Annotated in this window: 15 protein-coding genes; 9 read left to right on the forward strand and 6 right to left on the reverse strand. The window is 38.6% G+C overall.

What is annotated here, in order from left to right; translation table 11 throughout:
- Position 1 precedes the first annotated feature (1 nt).
- Genes H5058_RS01915 through H5058_RS01930 form a run of 4 tightly spaced genes read left to right on the forward strand, consistent with a single transcriptional unit; the run spans position 2 to position 5,200 of the window.
- The gene (locus H5058_RS01915) at positions 2 to 907 is read left to right on the forward strand and encodes a MoxR family ATPase (RefSeq protein ID WP_182676693.1); all 906 of its coding nucleotides are present in this window, start codon (positions 2 to 4) and stop codon (positions 905 to 907) included.
- 5 nt (positions 908 to 912) lie between these two features.
- Entirely contained in the window at positions 913 to 1,902 is a 990-nt protein-coding gene (locus H5058_RS01920; protein ID WP_182676695.1) for a DUF58 domain-containing protein, read from the forward strand.
- Positions 1,899 to 3,881, forward strand: a complete 1,983-nt coding sequence (locus H5058_RS01925; protein WP_182676698.1) for a DUF3488 and transglutaminase-like domain-containing protein — start codon at positions 1,899 to 1,901, stop codon at positions 3,879 to 3,881. Before H5058_RS01920 ends, H5058_RS01925 begins: the two co-directional genes overlap by 4 nt.
- The gene (locus H5058_RS01930) at positions 3,878 to 5,200 is read left to right on the forward strand and encodes a Na+/H+ antiporter family protein (RefSeq protein ID WP_041454421.1); all 1,323 of its coding nucleotides are present in this window, start codon (positions 3,878 to 3,880) and stop codon (positions 5,198 to 5,200) included. The genes H5058_RS01925 and H5058_RS01930 overlap by 4 nt, the downstream gene beginning before the upstream one ends.
- 198 nt (positions 5,201 to 5,398) lie before the next feature.
- On the opposite strand, the gene H5058_RS01935 is transcribed toward H5058_RS01930, so the two are convergent.
- The 3 genes from H5058_RS01935 to H5058_RS01945 are packed head-to-tail and all read right to left on the reverse strand — an operon-like array spanning position 5,399 to position 7,507.
- Positions 5,399 to 5,833, reverse strand: coding sequence for an acyl-CoA thioesterase (locus tag H5058_RS01935; protein ID WP_011328175.1), 435 nt, complete (start codon positions 5,831 to 5,833; stop codon positions 5,399 to 5,401).
- A 5-nt stretch (positions 5,834 to 5,838) separates the two neighbouring features.
- Entirely contained in the window at positions 5,839 to 6,657 is an 819-nt protein-coding gene (locus tag H5058_RS01940) for a M23 family metallopeptidase (protein WP_182676700.1), read from the reverse strand.
- On the reverse strand, positions 6,650 to 7,507 hold the full coding sequence (locus H5058_RS01945; protein WP_011328173.1) for a 6-carboxytetrahydropterin synthase: 858 nt from the start codon (positions 7,505 to 7,507) through the stop codon (positions 6,650 to 6,652). Before H5058_RS01945 ends, H5058_RS01940 begins: the two co-directional genes overlap by 8 nt.
- 203 nt (positions 7,508 to 7,710) lie before the next feature.
- On the opposite strand from H5058_RS01945, the gene fabA reads away from it, so the two are divergent.
- Entirely contained in the window at positions 7,711 to 8,226 is a 516-nt protein-coding gene (gene fabA / locus H5058_RS01950) for a bifunctional 3-hydroxydecanoyl-ACP dehydratase/trans-2-decenoyl-ACP isomerase (protein WP_011328171.1), read from the forward strand.
- Between the two features lie 76 nt (positions 8,227 to 8,302).
- On the opposite strand, the gene rmf is transcribed toward fabA, so the two are convergent.
- Positions 8,303 to 8,473, reverse strand: a complete 171-nt coding sequence (gene rmf, locus H5058_RS01955; RefSeq protein ID WP_011328170.1) for a ribosome modulation factor — start codon at positions 8,471 to 8,473, stop codon at positions 8,303 to 8,305.
- Between the two features lie 386 nt (positions 8,474 to 8,859).
- Here rmf and H5058_RS01960 point away from each other — a divergent pair, with 386 nt between their 5' ends.
- From H5058_RS01960 to H5058_RS01970, 3 genes are all read left to right on the forward strand, one after another.
- The gene (locus tag H5058_RS01960) at positions 8,860 to 9,495 is read left to right on the forward strand and encodes a TetR/AcrR family transcriptional regulator (RefSeq protein WP_041454420.1); all 636 of its coding nucleotides are present in this window, start codon (positions 8,860 to 8,862) and stop codon (positions 9,493 to 9,495) included.
- A gap of 48 nt (positions 9,496 to 9,543) precedes the next feature.
- Positions 9,544 to 10,536 (forward strand): MDR family oxidoreductase, encoded by a 993-nt coding sequence (locus H5058_RS01965; RefSeq protein ID WP_011328168.1) that lies wholly within the window; start codon positions 9,544 to 9,546, stop codon positions 10,534 to 10,536.
- 72 nt (positions 10,537 to 10,608) lie between these two features.
- Complete coding sequence (locus H5058_RS01970; RefSeq protein WP_011328167.1) at positions 10,609 to 11,025, forward strand: VF530 family DNA-binding protein; 417 nt, start codon at positions 10,609 to 10,611, stop codon at positions 11,023 to 11,025.
- Positions 11,026 to 11,128: 103 nt separating this feature from the next.
- Here the strand turns inward: H5058_RS01970 and H5058_RS01975 are convergent, their stop codons facing one another.
- Both H5058_RS01975 and H5058_RS01980 read right to left on the reverse strand, forming a co-directional pair.
- A complete protein-coding gene (locus H5058_RS01975) occupies positions 11,129 to 11,572 on the reverse strand; it encodes a DUF3859 domain-containing protein (protein ID WP_182676702.1) in 444 nt (147 codons plus the stop codon).
- A gap of 66 nt (positions 11,573 to 11,638) precedes the next feature.
- A complete protein-coding gene (locus H5058_RS01980) occupies positions 11,639 to 13,453 on the reverse strand; it encodes a protein kinase domain-containing protein (RefSeq protein WP_182676704.1) in 1,815 nt (604 codons plus the stop codon).
- A gap of 214 nt (positions 13,454 to 13,667) precedes the next feature.
- Here H5058_RS01980 and H5058_RS01985 point away from each other — a divergent pair, with 214 nt between their 5' ends.
- On the forward strand, positions 13,668 to 15,185 hold the full coding sequence (locus H5058_RS01985; protein WP_182676705.1) for a leucyl aminopeptidase: 1,518 nt from the start codon (positions 13,668 to 13,670) through the stop codon (positions 15,183 to 15,185).
- Positions 15,186 to 15,271 lie beyond the last annotated feature (86 nt).

Raw genomic sequence — 15,271 nt, forward strand, 5'->3', positions numbered from 1 at the left:
TATGCAAAGTTCTGTTAGTGCAATTATCGATGATTTATCTAATGTTATTTTTGGTAAAAAACAACAAATAAAGCTCGCGCTCACCTGCTTATTTAGTGAAGGCCATTTACTAATTGAAGATTTACCTGGCATGGGTAAAACAACGTTATCGCATGCCTTAGCAGCCGTTTTAGGCTTGTCGTATCAACGGATACAATTTACCAGCGACTTACTCCCAGCCGACATATTAGGTACTAATGTATTTAATAGTAATGAACACAGTTTTAGCTTTCATAAAGGGCCTATTTTTAGCCAAGTTGTTTTAGCAGACGAAATAAACAGAGCGGGACCTAAAACACAAAGCGCCTTACTTGAGGCAATGGAAGAACAACAAGTTACTGTTGATGGTAAAAAGTATTCTCTTCCTACCCCATTTTTTGTTATTGCTACACAAAATCCATTACATCAATCAGGTACTTACCCTTTACCTGAGTCGCAGCTAGATCGTTTTTTAATGCGTATTAGCCTTGGTTTTCCGCCAAAAGAAGCCGAAAAAAGGCTGTTACTAAATATGCAAAAGCGTGACTACACCCAGCTACCACAACGTATTACTGAGCAACAATTAGCTCAAATTCAAACTGAAATTAGCAATATTATACTAAGTAATCCTGTAATTGATTATATTATTGAATTGGTAAATTATACACGCGAAAGTAATAATTTTGCTGCATCGTTATCGCCACGCGCTAGCATGGCATTAGCAAAAGCTGCTAAATCATGGGCTTATATTGACGGTCGTGACTATGTTATGCCTGAAGATGTGCAAGCAGTTTTTGCCAGTGTTTGTCAGCACCGTTTAGGGTTACACAATGAGTCGGGCGAAGCGCAAGTTATGCAAATATTAAAAGCTGTTATGGTTCCGGTATAGCATTTATGCCAAATAAAAAAGCTAAGCGCCCTGCTTTATTTAAGTCATTTAAACGTGCCATATTTAATAAATTATTAAAAAATAAACATTTAAAACAGTCAATTACACTTGAACACAAAACTATTTATGTTTTTCCATCAGCCCTTGGCTGCTACTTTATTAGTGTAGCTATTTTAAATTTTGTGATGGGGATTAACTATCAAAACAACTTAATTTTGATCATGGCTTATTTAATGTTTGTGGTAATGATTATTGCTGTACTACTGGGTTACAGCAATGCAAAAGGCTTAACTGTTACTTTTAAAAATTCACTTTCGAGCTTTGCACCACAAAATCCACAAGTTCAGTTTGCTGTACAAAGCCCCTCGATTTGCCAATCTGTGATGCTAATTTATCAAGGCGATCAACAAACGCAAATTAATCATGATGAAATAACCAATGCAGCCCAAACGCTAAGCTTACCACTACCCTATAACAAACGCGGATGTTACTCACTACAGCGAATAAAAATTGCCAGTAATTATCCCTTTGGCTTGATCACTGTTTGGAGCTACATTCAACTACAATCAAGTGTTTATATTTACCCTTCACTTGAAAAGGTGTTTAGTGACGCTCAGATAAATAGTCTAGCCGAGCAAGCCGAAAACGGTATTGCCAAACAACTCGGTAGTGAAGAGTTTGAAACATTAATACCGCACTTGCCTGAAATGGGATTGCAAAGAATTTCTTGGAAACATTTTGCTAAAACACAGCAGTTATTAGTTAAAGAGTTTGTTGATTTTAAAGCTGCTGATGCATTATTTGATTTTGATTTAATGCATGGCGATACCGAGCAACGCTTAAACCAGCTGTGCTTTTTAGTATGTGAAGCAACAGAGAATAACACCCCCTTTATGCTAAAACTACCAAGTAAAATAATAGCTACCAACCTAGGTGTGCAACATAAAACACTTTGTTTAGAATCACTTAGTACATTTAATGGTTATACAAAGTGACGGCAATAAAAAACATAAAAGTAATAAATTATTCACTGTGTTTTATATACAGCTGCTTAGTCGTGTTTTTTATTGCTCACTTACCAATTGTATTTATTAGTGTACTAGCGCTACTTTGTGCGTGGAACTTTTATGTAACCATAAGTAATAAAACTAAACCTAATGCCTGGTTGGCTAACGCTTTAGCAGCACTTGCTTTAGGGTTAATGCTTTTTAGTGTGGGATTTAGCGACACGGTTATTTTATTTGTGGCTATGTTGTTGCTTTCAAGCTTATTTAAGTTGTTACAGGCGAAAACTAAAAAGCATTATCATGTAATAACTACGCTGACATTTTTTTCGCTTTCGGCGGTTTATTTATTTAACCAAAGTATTTTAACTACTTTAGTAGTGAGTAGTTTGTACATTTTAAATTTTGCCGTACTGGGCTTGTTAGAATCAAAACATAATTTAAAAGTCGCATCTAAACAAAGCGGTAAATTACTATTATTGGCATTACCACTGGCGGTATTTTTATTAATATTTTTACCAAAAATGCCGGCATTTTGGCAACTACCTGGGCCAAAGTTAGCTAAAACTGGTTTGTCTGAGCAAATAGATCCGTTTGATATTGCCAAGTTATCTAATTCAGATGAACTGGTTTTTAGAGCTAAATTTAATGATCTAGCACCTAAAGCTCCCCTGTATTGGCGTGCCTTAGTACACGATGAGTTTAACGGAAATGCGTGGCTCACTTCCAATTTATTAAAGCATAACAGCGTAACTCAAACTAAAACGCAACAAGTTAGTAGTTTAACAAAATACGACTATTCGATTATTGCCGAGCCCTCGAGTCAAAAGTGGTTATATGGGCTCAACTTTGCAACCAGTAATAACGATAACGTAGAGAGTGACTCACTGGGCTTACTGCGTAAAAAAAATTACCAAGCTAAAAGTGTGCAATACACAGCAAGTAGCTCTGCACTAACAAATGCTCCTTTATTACAGTGGCAAACTAAACACTACAAACACTTAGTAAATAACGACAATAACAAAGCAAGTGCCCTTGCCTATAATTTAAAACAAAACTTAACCAGCGACCGTGATTTTTACAATGCATTACTACAGTACTTTATAGACGAAAAATTTAGTTATACGCTTAACCCGACGCCAATGAGCGGCAACAATACTATTGATCAGTTTATGTTTGAGCAACAACGTGGGTTTTGTGGCCACTATGCCAGTGCCGCAGCTTATATTTTTAGAAGTGCGGGTATACCGGCAAGAGTTGTCAGTGGCTATTTAGGTGGTGAGCTTAATACAGATAATAATACTTTATCTGTTCGCCAATATGATGCACATGCATGGGTAGAAGTGTATTTAGATAATGAAGGCTGGCAAATATTTGATGCCACAGCGGTGGTTGCTCCCGATAGGCTTACAGGATCGCTTTCACAAAATACTGAGTTAAATAATGAGTTTAAAAGCAATCTCGACTTTGGTTTAGTTAGTTTAAGTAACTTTGCAGCTATTAATTGGCTAAGGCTAGAGCTAGAAAACTTAGATTATAGGTGGTCTAGCTGGGTACTTGGTTTTGATGATGAAAAACAAAACGACTTTTTAAAGTCTATTTTTGGCAGCAAAAATATTTGGCTGGTACCGCTGGCTGTAATTGTTATTTTAGGGCTAACTTTTGTTAGTTATTTTGTTTATTTAAATTGGCCTAAGCCCGCTACTAAATTAGCTCCTATGGTTAAAGAGTTTGAACAACTTATAAATTGGGCTAAAAAACGTAAACTTAAGATAGCCGATCATTTAACGCCTACTCAACAATTACAACACTTAGCATCGCAAGCGCCGCATGTTGAGCAACAATTACTCGAGTTTAGTCAGTTATTTAACCAAGTACGTTATGCTAAAAAACCATTTAATAAAGAACGTAAAACTCAGGCAAAATATCTGATAAAATTAATTAAATCTACGAAACAGAGAAATCTATGAATGCGGTTGTTATAGGCGTTTTATTAATGCTTGGGCTTACCTTGGTCCGCGTAAATGTTATTGTTGCAATGATAATAAGTGCCCTTGTTGCTGGTTTAACCGCTGGTTTGGGCTTAAAAGAAAGTATAGACGCCTTTAATTCGGGATTGTCGGCAGGTGCTGAAATAGCACTAAGTTATGCCATGTTAGGTGCTTTTGCAGTGGCTATTTCTAAATCAGGTTTAACACGTATTTTAGCCGCAAAATTATTAGCTAAAGTTAATGCACAAAAAAGTGGCAGTGAAACCCTGCTCAGTTATTTTATTTTATTTATAATAATGATCTGCGCCATTTCATCGCAAAACTTAGTGCCGGTTCATATCGCCTTTATTCCTATTCTTATTCCACCGCTGCTGGTAATTTTTAATAAACTTAGGCTGGATAGACGTGCAATAGCTTGTATTTTAACTTTTGGTTTAGCTACTTCTTATATGGTACTACCGTATGGCTTTGGTGGTATTTACTTATATTCAATACTCCATAAAAATTTAGTGGATAACGGTTTAGAAATAATAAATACCCAAGTGCCTATGGCAATGATAATTCCGGCTTTGGGCATGTTTGCAGGTTTATTAATTGCAATATTTTTTAGTTACAGAAAACGTCGCGACTACGCAGCGCTACCGCTTACCATAGAAAGTAAAGAAACCACGGTAGAAAACCCAAAAAAGGTAATGTTAGTTGGCCTGTTTGCTGTACTTGCTTCACTTATTGCGCAAAACGCTAGCGGTTCAATGATTTTAGGCGGCTTAGTGGGTGTAATGATTTTTAGCGTTTTCGGTATCGTTAAATGGGAAGATAATGGCGACGTATTTAGTAAAGGCGTCGCTATGATGGCAATGATTGGTTTTATAATGATTTCTGCTCAAGGATTTGCAGCTGTTATGCAAGCTACAGGTCATGTGGCTAGTTTAGTACACAGTGGCGCTGAGTTATTTGCTGGGAATAAACCCATTGCGGCAGCGGTTATTTTATTAGTTGGATTGTTTATTACCATGGGTATAGGTAGCTCATTTTCAACCGTACCAATTATAGCTACTTTATTTGTTCCTTTATGTTTAGAGCTGGGCTTTTCGGTTATGGCCACTGCTGCTTTAGTGGGTACGGCCGGTGCGTTAGGTGATGCAGGCTCCCCCGCTTCTGACTCTACACTTGGGCCAACTTCCGGGCTAAATGCTGACGGCCAGCACGACCACATTTGGGATTCAGTAGTGCCTACCTTTATTCACTTTAATATACCGTTATTAATATTTGGCTGGATAGCCGCCATGGTGCTTTAACCTAAGTAGTGTAAAACGATAACCTAATAATAGATTAGGTTATCGACCTCCCACCTTGATAATTTTTATTAAAATTGACTCTGCTGTTTAGCTATATCTTTTGCAATTAATTAGTATGATGTGTTCTTTATTGGTATTTAAATAAGCACTACTTAAAGTGCTTATTTTTAATAACATTAAAATACTTTATTCTAATGTTTACTTGTCAAAACCATAAATCATTTTATCGCAAACCACAGGAGTTGGTCGGTGATCATCATTTACTGCAACAAAGGTAAAGCTGCCACTAATAGCAGAATGCTTGTTGTCATTATGCATAGTTTCTAGAAGTATATCGACATCAACTTTTAAACTGGTATTACCTACATGCACCACCTTTGCTATAAGTTCAGCAAAAGTACCTGCAGGAATAGCTTCTTTAAAGTCTACTCGATCTGATGAAATGGTAACTAAAGGCTTACGGCAAAAACGCGTTGCCGCTATAAAAGCAACCTCGTCCATCCAAGCTAAAGCGTCGCCACCAAATAAAGTGTTGTGGTGATTAGTTCGCCCCGGAAACACTGTTTTAGTTACCGATGTGGTGGAATCTTTAATACGTTGCGCGATAATAGCATCGCGCTCTACTTGTGTCATAGTATCTACTTTTTATTAGCTAATTTGTTTTGCATTAATAAGGCCGGATCAAGGCGTTCACCTTGCCAGTTAAAACGCCAATCTAAATGCGGGCCTGTTACCCGCCCTGTTGCACCTATTTCAGCTATTTTACTACCTTGCTCAATTTTATCGCCGAGCTTTACATCAAGCTTACTTAAATGAATATAAGTAGAGGTAACGCCGTGGCCATGGTCTAAAATAAGTGTGCCACCTGAATAATAAATATCCGGCTGCGAAAACACCACTGTACCACTTATAGGTGCATACACAGGTGTCCCCGTTTTATTGGCTATATCTAAGCCAAAATGTGGTCTGCGTGGCTCGCCATTAAAATAACGTTGGCTACCATACACCCCAGATATACGCCCTTGTGCAGGTTTTAGCACAGGATCTAAAAAGTACAATAGGTCAGAATTAACCTGGCGCGCAGCTCTAATCGCAGCAGCCTCTTTACTTATACGTGCGCTGAGTTCTTTAGCCGGCGATACATATTTTTTAGCAACGCCGGTAATTTTATCAATTTGATAGTCGCGCTTAGTAATTACTAGGCTTTCACTGTGCTCAACACCAGCTTTATCAACCCATTTAAGTGTGTGATTTGTTGGTGCATCGCGGCCAAAGCCAAATACAAAATCCCCCTTACTCGAAAGCTTAAGTGTTTTGTCGTTAAAGCTAACCGACTGCGCGTTGCTAATATTACCGGTTACTAAACCGCCTTGAGTTAATTGCCCTTTTAGCTCAAGTGCCATTGCACTTAAGCTAGTAGAGGAAATTAACACGGCTGCTAATAATGTTTTAAGCATGGCTAATAGACCCTTTGCCTACTCCTTCGTAGGCCGTTATTTTTACCGCTTTTTCAGGATATTGTGCTTTTACCTGACCCGCTAAGTATTCTGCAATGCATTCAACCGTGGTATCGCTAGGTAAAATATCGCAACGCGATTCGCTAATAGCCATTTCAAAATAGCCTTGCGCTGAAGTATATGCAAAACATACATCGCCAGCTTTTGCGCTAACGTGTTGTAACTCGTCTGCCTTAATTTGATCCTCAGCGGTGGCTAGATAAATGTCTTGCCACTTTTGTGACCATTCTTTTTGCAGGCGAGGCATAGAAATACCATCTAAACTAATACCAATTTGAGAACGATGCCCATGAATAATACGTTGGCAATTACCATCATGCTTTTTAAGGCCATGGCTGTAATGGTAATAATAGCTTTGATTATGCTCTGGCTTCAATGACAGCTCAATTTTTTCTATATTATCTGGCAGTTGTGGCAAAATAGTCGCTATTAAAAAATCTGTAACCGATGCAATAGTTACTTCATCTGCGTTAATCATACAATAAGCTTGATGTGGAGCACTCATCGCCAAATGGTGGTTATCACCAAATGTACAATCTAATGTTTTATGGTCGCTAAATTCGCTAACCACGCCATTTAGATTATTAGGTACAGCTAAACGATGATCAATACACTCATCTATAATGCCTTTAATTTGCTTTTTAACTAAGCCAAAGTCTAATACCATAGACTCATTGTTTAGTTTGCCATGCAAAGTTAAATCAACAATCCAGCTCTCGCCAACTGCGCCGCGTTTATTACACAAGTAAGAAAAATCTATCACTGTTAGTGAGTTAACAAAAAGGATCATAAATTTCCTTTAAACAGGTTAAAAGTCAGCTGTAATTATAATGATTTATGATTGTAATTGCGCGGTTTAATCAGGCTAAAATCAATTACACCAATCGATTGATTAAAAAACCTGCTAAATTTAGCTTTTTTAACTGATCCGAGTTGTTCAGCGTACAAGTGTACGCTAAAGTAGTTGGCAATTTATAAGCGAAGATAAGTGTTATGGAACCTAAAAATAGCTATACAAAAGAAGACTTGATCCTATGTGGTGAAGGTAAAATGTTTGGTGAAGGTAACTGCCGTTTACCAAGCGACAATATGTTAATGATGGACCGCATTACCTCTATTACTGCCGATGGCGGAATACACGGTAAAGGCGAAATTGTTGCTGAGCTAGATATTGACCCTAGCTTATGGTTTTTCGACTGCCATTTTAAAGGTGACCCTGTAATGCCCGGTTGCTTAGGTTTAGACGCTATGTGGCAGTTAGTTGGATTTTACTTAGGTTGGTCTGGCGGTCCAGGTCTTGGCCGTGCGCTAGGTGTGGGTGAAGTTAAATTTACCGGCCAAATTTTACCAACCGCTAAAAAAGTAACCTACCGCCTAGTAATGAAACGCGTAATTAAACGCAAATTATTTATGGGTGTTGCCGATGGCACGGTAGAAGTAGATGGCCGTGTAATCTACGAAGCGAAAGATTTAAAAGTGGGTCTATTTCAAGACACCAGTGCATTTTAATTAACTGTTAATAATTAAAATACACATACAAAAATGCCTCCACTTGGAGGCATTTTTGCTTAAATTCAGTTATATACTATGTTTTATAAATATTACGATTGTCTATTGCTTCGCGCCAACCACCTAACCATTCTGATTTTGGATCAACTTGTTGATAGGGACAATGCTCTTTAGAGCGACCTGCTAAACCTGCTTTAAATCCTTGAGAATGTGCTCTCTCTAAACGATCTCTTTTTTGTCTCTTCATCGGTAATATCCTCACCTTTGTATTTATATATTTTGTAGCATTAGTGAAATCTACATGTAATGAATAGCTAATAAAAAAGGTTAATTCAAATTATAAAAGCAATTAATTAGTTTGACTTTAACTAAGCTGCTGATGCAATGATGAATTAGCTTTTTAAAAAGTAAGTGGTCGTACTTGCACTGTATTGACCGGTTTAATCTAACTTAAAAACACGATTAAAAAATCGTTTTATTACACTGTTGTGTATATATTGTGACCGGCTAATTTAGCCTTAGTTCCAAATTAATTTAGTCTGTTTTTTAATTATTTTAAATTTTCTTTAGCTTATTAAATAAACAACACAATTAATGCTTGATTATTTAAAGTCGATCGGTCTAATATATTGTATGAACAAAAACACACCAACTCCAGTAAGGCGTGGCCGCCCACCTAAAGTAGCCAGAGAAAACGCTGATACCAAAGCGTTACTTATTCGCACAGGCCTAGAAACACTAACCGAGTTTGGTTTTAGCGCAACTGGCCTCGATACCATATTAAAAAAAGCAGCCGTACCTAAAGGCTCTTTTTATCATTACTTTAAAAGTAAAGAAGCGTACGGTATTGCCCTTGTTGATGCTTACGACAGTTATTTTATTGCCAAACTTAATCATTATTTACAACAAAGTGACGTGCCCCCGCTGGAGCGAATAGTCAACTTTACCCAAAGTGCCATTAAAGGGATGAAGAAGTACGATTATAAGCGTGGCTGTTTAGTAGGCAATTTAAATCAAGAACTGAATCACTTAAGTGACGAATTTAAAACCCGCTTATTGCAAAGTTATACTAGCTGGCAAAACTTGGTAGAGGTGTGTTTAAACCAAGCAAAGCAGCAAGGTACAATTGCCAACAGTGTAAACACCCCATTAATGAGTGAGTACTTTTGGATTGGTTGGGAGGGTGCGGTTATGCGTGCCAAGCTCACTAAGTCTAATACTCCACTTACTTTGTATACAGAAATGTTTTTACGCGCATTACTAACCTAATGCGTTTTTTTTACCAATTAAAAGACGATCGGTCTAAAAGGATATCCCATGAGTAACCCAATTAAAGCCATTGTTATTAATAAAGATGATAATAACTACAGCGCCTCTTTAAGCAGCATTAAGAATAGTGACCTGCCGAATGAAAATGTCACTATTGATGTGCTATACAGCACTTTAAATTATAAAGATGGCTTAGCAATAACCGGAAAAGGGCCTGTGGTACGCAGTTTTCCTATGGTGCCGGGTATAGATTTAGTAGGCACTGTGAGCCACTCCACCAGCGATGAATTTAAAAGTGGCGATAAGGTAATTTTAAATGGGTTTGGTGTAGGCGAAAAACACTGGGGTGGGCTGGCTCAAAAAGCAGCACTTAATAGCGATTGGTTAATCCCCTTGCCTGCTGGCATTTCACCTAAACAAGCTATGCAAGTTGGCACTGCGGGTTACACCGCTATGCTCAGTGTAATTGCACTCGAAAAACAAGGCATAACACCCGATTCAGGCGAAGTGCTGGTAACCGGTGCTAATGGTGGCGTAGGTAGTTTTGCAATATATTTACTAAATCAGCTTGGCTACAATGTAACCGCAGCTACTGGACGAATGGAGCAAAGTGATTATTTAAAAGAGCTAGGAGCAGCAAATGTAATTAATCGTGATGAGCTTTCAAACCCAGGTAAGCCGCTACAAAAAGAGCGTTTTGCCGCAGCTATAGACTCAGTAGGTAGCCATACTTTAGCTAATATTTGCGCCTCATTAAAATATGGAGGTGTTGTAACCGCATGTGGGCTTGCACAAGGTATGGATTTACCTGGCTCTGTAGCACCATTTATATTACGTGGCATTCGATTAATAGGCATTGATAGCGTAATGCGCCCAAAAGCTGACCGAATTGAAGCATGGGATCGTTTAGCATCTTTAGTAGCAGCTGATTACCTTGATAAAATATCGACTGAAATAACGCTTGAACAAGTAATTGATAACGCCGAGCAGCTTATGAAAGGTAAAATTCGCGGCCGTGTTGTAGTTAATTGCCAAAGTTAAGCTTTTTACACTGTTAAAGCCTCGTTATTAAATTTATAATACACTTTGTATTTTAATAACGAGGCAACACCTATGAGCAACCAAGAACTTTTCAGTAATAATCCACTGCAAGGCGTAAAATTAGAACAAGTGGTTGAAGAGCTGGTTGAACAATATGGGTGGGAACTCCTATACGCTTATTTACAGCTAAATTGCTTTAAAAATAATCCTGATATTAAATCGGCGGTTAAATTTTTACGTAAAACACAGTGGGCACAAGAAAAAGTAGATAACTTTTATTTGTATCGCCTTAAAAACTTACCACGTCCTGATGATGTGCAATACGAACTGCCACCGCGTGATCGCGTGATCCCTGCTGATCATAAACCTGGTGAGCCGTGTGAGTTAAGCTTTACTGATGCAAAGCGTATTATGGAGAAAAAAGAGACTAAGCAACGTGCGCGTACCCGTAAACAGCGTGTTAGCTCAACTAATCCTTGGGGCAACTAAAGCACAAGGTTAAACCACTCATTATTAAAGCTGGCATTGCCGGCTTTTTTATTACGCCTTTTTACTCATACCCTATAAGTTAACAGCAACAGAGGTATAAACTTTACTTTAGTGGCTTGTATCCCCTATCTTGCCAAAACTCTACAGCCGAGCGCTCTGTAGCCAGTGCTACATTAAATGTTTTATCCGCTATAAGTTTGCCATTGTACTCTATGGTCATGCGCCAATTACCAAGTTTATTATTAATTGGTGGCCATAAAGTATCACCTAAATAAAAATGCCAGTCGCTGTTTTTAACATACACCACTCCGGTAAAAGGAGGCATTATGTCGCCTTCATCATCGGGTATATTAGGATGATAAATGCTGTAATGTAATTTTTCGCCTTTGGCTTTTTTAATATTTATGATCAAACCAAATTCAACATCAATAGTAGCGATTACCTCAGTAGTAAATTGCTCTATTTGCGGCAATGCTTTACTCTCGTTATCCCATGTTGAGTAAATACCGTAGCTTTGCAGCGTAATTATCGGTTTTAATTTAGCCATATCACCTAACTTTATATTTAACGTTTATTGTATTGTATGCCAGCAGAGTGTGTAAATTTGCCATATTTAAAGTGTTATTTTTGGATTTTTAGGATAGTAATGATTGCCCTGCTGCTCACACAAATTAAATTCACGGGTATTTTTATAAGGTAACTTCATAAATCCTGCCACGCCTACATCGGTGATATTAACTGCGTATTGCATCAACTTATTAAGCAGCCGCCTAAACTCATCCTCTTTACTGGCATCGAGCAACCGGTAGTAATGATGTATTTTGAGCCTATCGGGCAGCGCTTCAAAAATAATGCAGCCAGTGTGGTGTATTTGATTTAGCTCAAACACACATTTAATTACTTTTTTTGGCAGTTGTAGTTGCTCGTCGGGATCTTTACCATCTTCAAAGTAAGAATGTGGCCGGGTAACATCACTGGCATTTACATTCACCGTTTCAAAATCAAGTTCTGGTAAACTTTCAAACTTAAAAGCGCCTGTTCTATCGCGCTCTAGCTGAATGGTTTTACGTGCGTCAAACAAACAACATTTAAACAGCCCTTTTTGGCTAATTGCTTGTGCCAGCATTACGGTATTATTTACCGCATCGGTAAATGCAGCGGCTAACGTTTCGTTATACAAAATTAGCGATGATTCAACAAACAGTGACTCATCTTTCCAATGAAAGCTTAATCCGCCTACGGCTGGATACTTTGCTAAACGACTAATTGAAGCTAAAAATGCTTTTTCGGTATCTCCGGTATCAAACAAAAACTCTTTGTAGTAACGATCTAACTGCGCATCGTTTACATCAAGCAATTGCTGTTTATGATCGGCTTGGCGTAAAAACTGCTTTCGTGAACTGTATACAACGGTTTCGGGCTCTTCGTCATAACTAAACCAAAACGGAATCGCGGCTTTAACTACTTTTTTAGGTAACTCGGGTAAGTAGGCTTTCGCCATATTAGTAATGTTACGCATAAAGTAATCACCTGCGCTATTTCTCACTTGTTTATTTTTAGAGAGCATACCGTCAATTACTTTAGCCAGCTCTATTGGTAGCCCTAAACTGCTGGCCGGAATAACGTCTACTCCAAACCGACAAGACTGTGCAGAAGCAAGTGCGTACAAGGTTGCCGCTACGCCTTGCTCATCAAAGCGTGGAGATGATTGCTCTCCCGACATTTGTGCTTCACCAATAAAGTAAACATCGCCCATACGTGCGTTAGTAGTGCTTAGGTCTGCCGACATTAAATCCATAAAATTACTGGCAATGGGGTTACCGTCACTATCTATTTGCGCGTATACCGAGCTTCCCCAATCCACTAACGATAGTGCATCACTGGCTTCGTCCCATACTAAGTTTGAAGGTTTAATGTCGCCATGCACAATAGGCTGCGCCGTTATACCCGTATTATGATTGCGCAGATCGAGCAGCACGTTTCTGAGTCGCACTGCCAGCGTCATAATTTTTGCAGCGCCAATTCGGCCTTTTTTCAACGATACTTTTTCAAGGTCTTCGCCCATGGCGCGAGCCATCATTAAAATGCCTTGTTTTTTAATTCGTTCAAATGCATAAAATTCAGGTACAAGTGGATTGTTAATTTGCGATAGCATGTAAGCTTCGTCTTCTAGGCGGTCGCGTATACTTTGCGCTAGCGTAATACGCGAAAACTTAAATACCCAAGGTAAGCCGGTATCGTCGTGTCCCGCAAAAACAAAACCAAAAGCGCCTGAGCCAATCATTTCTACATTTTCGTAACCAAGTAAGGTAAGTTTTTTAATACATATATTAAGCCACTGCCGATGCTTTTTAGCATCGTGGTGTGAGAGCAAATAAACAGATTGCTCTTCGTTAATATAAAAGTTACGAATTTCTTTGGCTTGCACTGTATTTTCTCAATTAAGGAAGTATAACGGCTTAAATTAATAACCCTTTTAGCTGTGTAATACTCTATTTTATTTAAAGTTTTATCTCAAGTAATAGCGCTCGTTTAAATTTTAAGGCTACATATCGCTATAAATTGCGCATTCAACGTATAGGGCTTAACCTATTGGGCTAAAATAAGGTAAAACAGGGCTTTATATTCTTTTGGGTTAAACAATGACAAACATAATTAAAGCCTCTTCCTTAGCTATAGCGCTTTGTGCTGGTATGAGTACGCACGCAGCTGAGTTTACTTTCTCATCAAACATAAACAAAGATGCACAAACATTAGTCGTATTTTATAGCCAAGATGGAAAAAACAAACAATTTAAAGCACTTAATAAAGAGTTTAAACAGCATTTACAGCGCATAATAGACATTGAAAACTTTAAAGGCGATTACGCCAGTGTTGCCGAACTTATAGCACCACAAAACAGTAAATACGATCGTATATTAGTGGTAGGTACGGGTAAACAAAAAGAACTAGATAAAGCCCGTATTGCAAAATTAGGTGGCAATATACATGCTCGCTTACTTGGCAATAAAGTAACAACTGCAAGTGTAATATTTGATGACGTAACCGGCTTAAATAATAATGCCGAGTTAGCAGCTAACTTTGCTCATGGCGCTAATTTACGCGACCACCGCTTTGAAAAGTATAAGCAAAAAGCCAACACAGAAACCATTAGTTACACATTTGATGTTACCAATACTAAGCAAACACAAAAAACATATAAAGTACTGCAAAGCATTCAAGCTGGGGTATTTTTAGCCCGCGACTTAACTTCTGAAGTTGCTACCCACATGACCCCGGTCGACTTTGCCAATGCAGCTAAAGAATTAGAGTCTCTTGGCGTTACTATTAGCGTACTTGAGCCTGCACAATTAAAAGAGCTAGGTATGGGAGCGCTTGAAGCTGTTGGCCGTGGTAGCGAACAAGGCGCTCGCCTTGTAGTTGCTCATTATAAAGGGTCTAACGACGCACCTATTGCCCTAATAGGTAAAGGTATTACATTTGACTCTGGCGGCTACAGCATTAAAACAGGTGCATCTATTGCACGAATGAAATCAGACATGGCAGGTGCAGCAGCGGTACTGGGTACTGTAAAAGCAATGGCACTTGCTAAAGCAGATAAAAACGTAGTTGCAGTGATGGGTATGGCCGCTAACATGGTGTCGCAATTTGCTGTAGCACCGGGCGACGTAGTACGTACCGCTGAAGGCTTAAGTGTAGAAATACTTAATACCGACGCAGAGGGCCGCTTGGTACTTAGCGATTCAATGTGGTATGCGCGTAAGCACTTTAATCCTGAAATAATGATTGATGTAGCCACATTAACTGGCTCTAAAGTAGGTGCTGTTGGCAATGAATACGCTGCAGTATTTTCACAAGATGATAAATTAGTGACGCAATTAACCTTAGCCGGTAAACAGGTTAACGAAAACTTATGGCGCCTGCCTTTAGGGTATAAAGATGCTTTAAAGTCGGATATTGCTGATTTAACCAATGTTGGCTCCAGCGGCCCTGGTGCAACTACTGCAGCAAGCTTTTTAGAGCATTTTGCCGGTGACACTCGCTGGGTACACATTGACATAGCCGGCAATGCATTAGCTAAAAAAGGCAAAGACGAAGTATCTGCTGGCGGTACCGGATTTGGCGTGCGTTTATTGAGTGAATGGCTACTAAGTTATTAAATATACATTAGTTAGCTTTACTAGCTAAAACACAAAACGCCAAAAGCACATACATTCTTTTGGCGTTTTTTATTGTTAGTTAAAGC

It is taken from the genome of Pseudoalteromonas sp. SR45-4, from assembly GCF_014163535.1.
In the GTDB taxonomy this organism is placed as follows: domain Bacteria; phylum Pseudomonadota; class Gammaproteobacteria; order Enterobacterales; family Alteromonadaceae; genus Pseudoalteromonas; species Pseudoalteromonas nigrifaciens.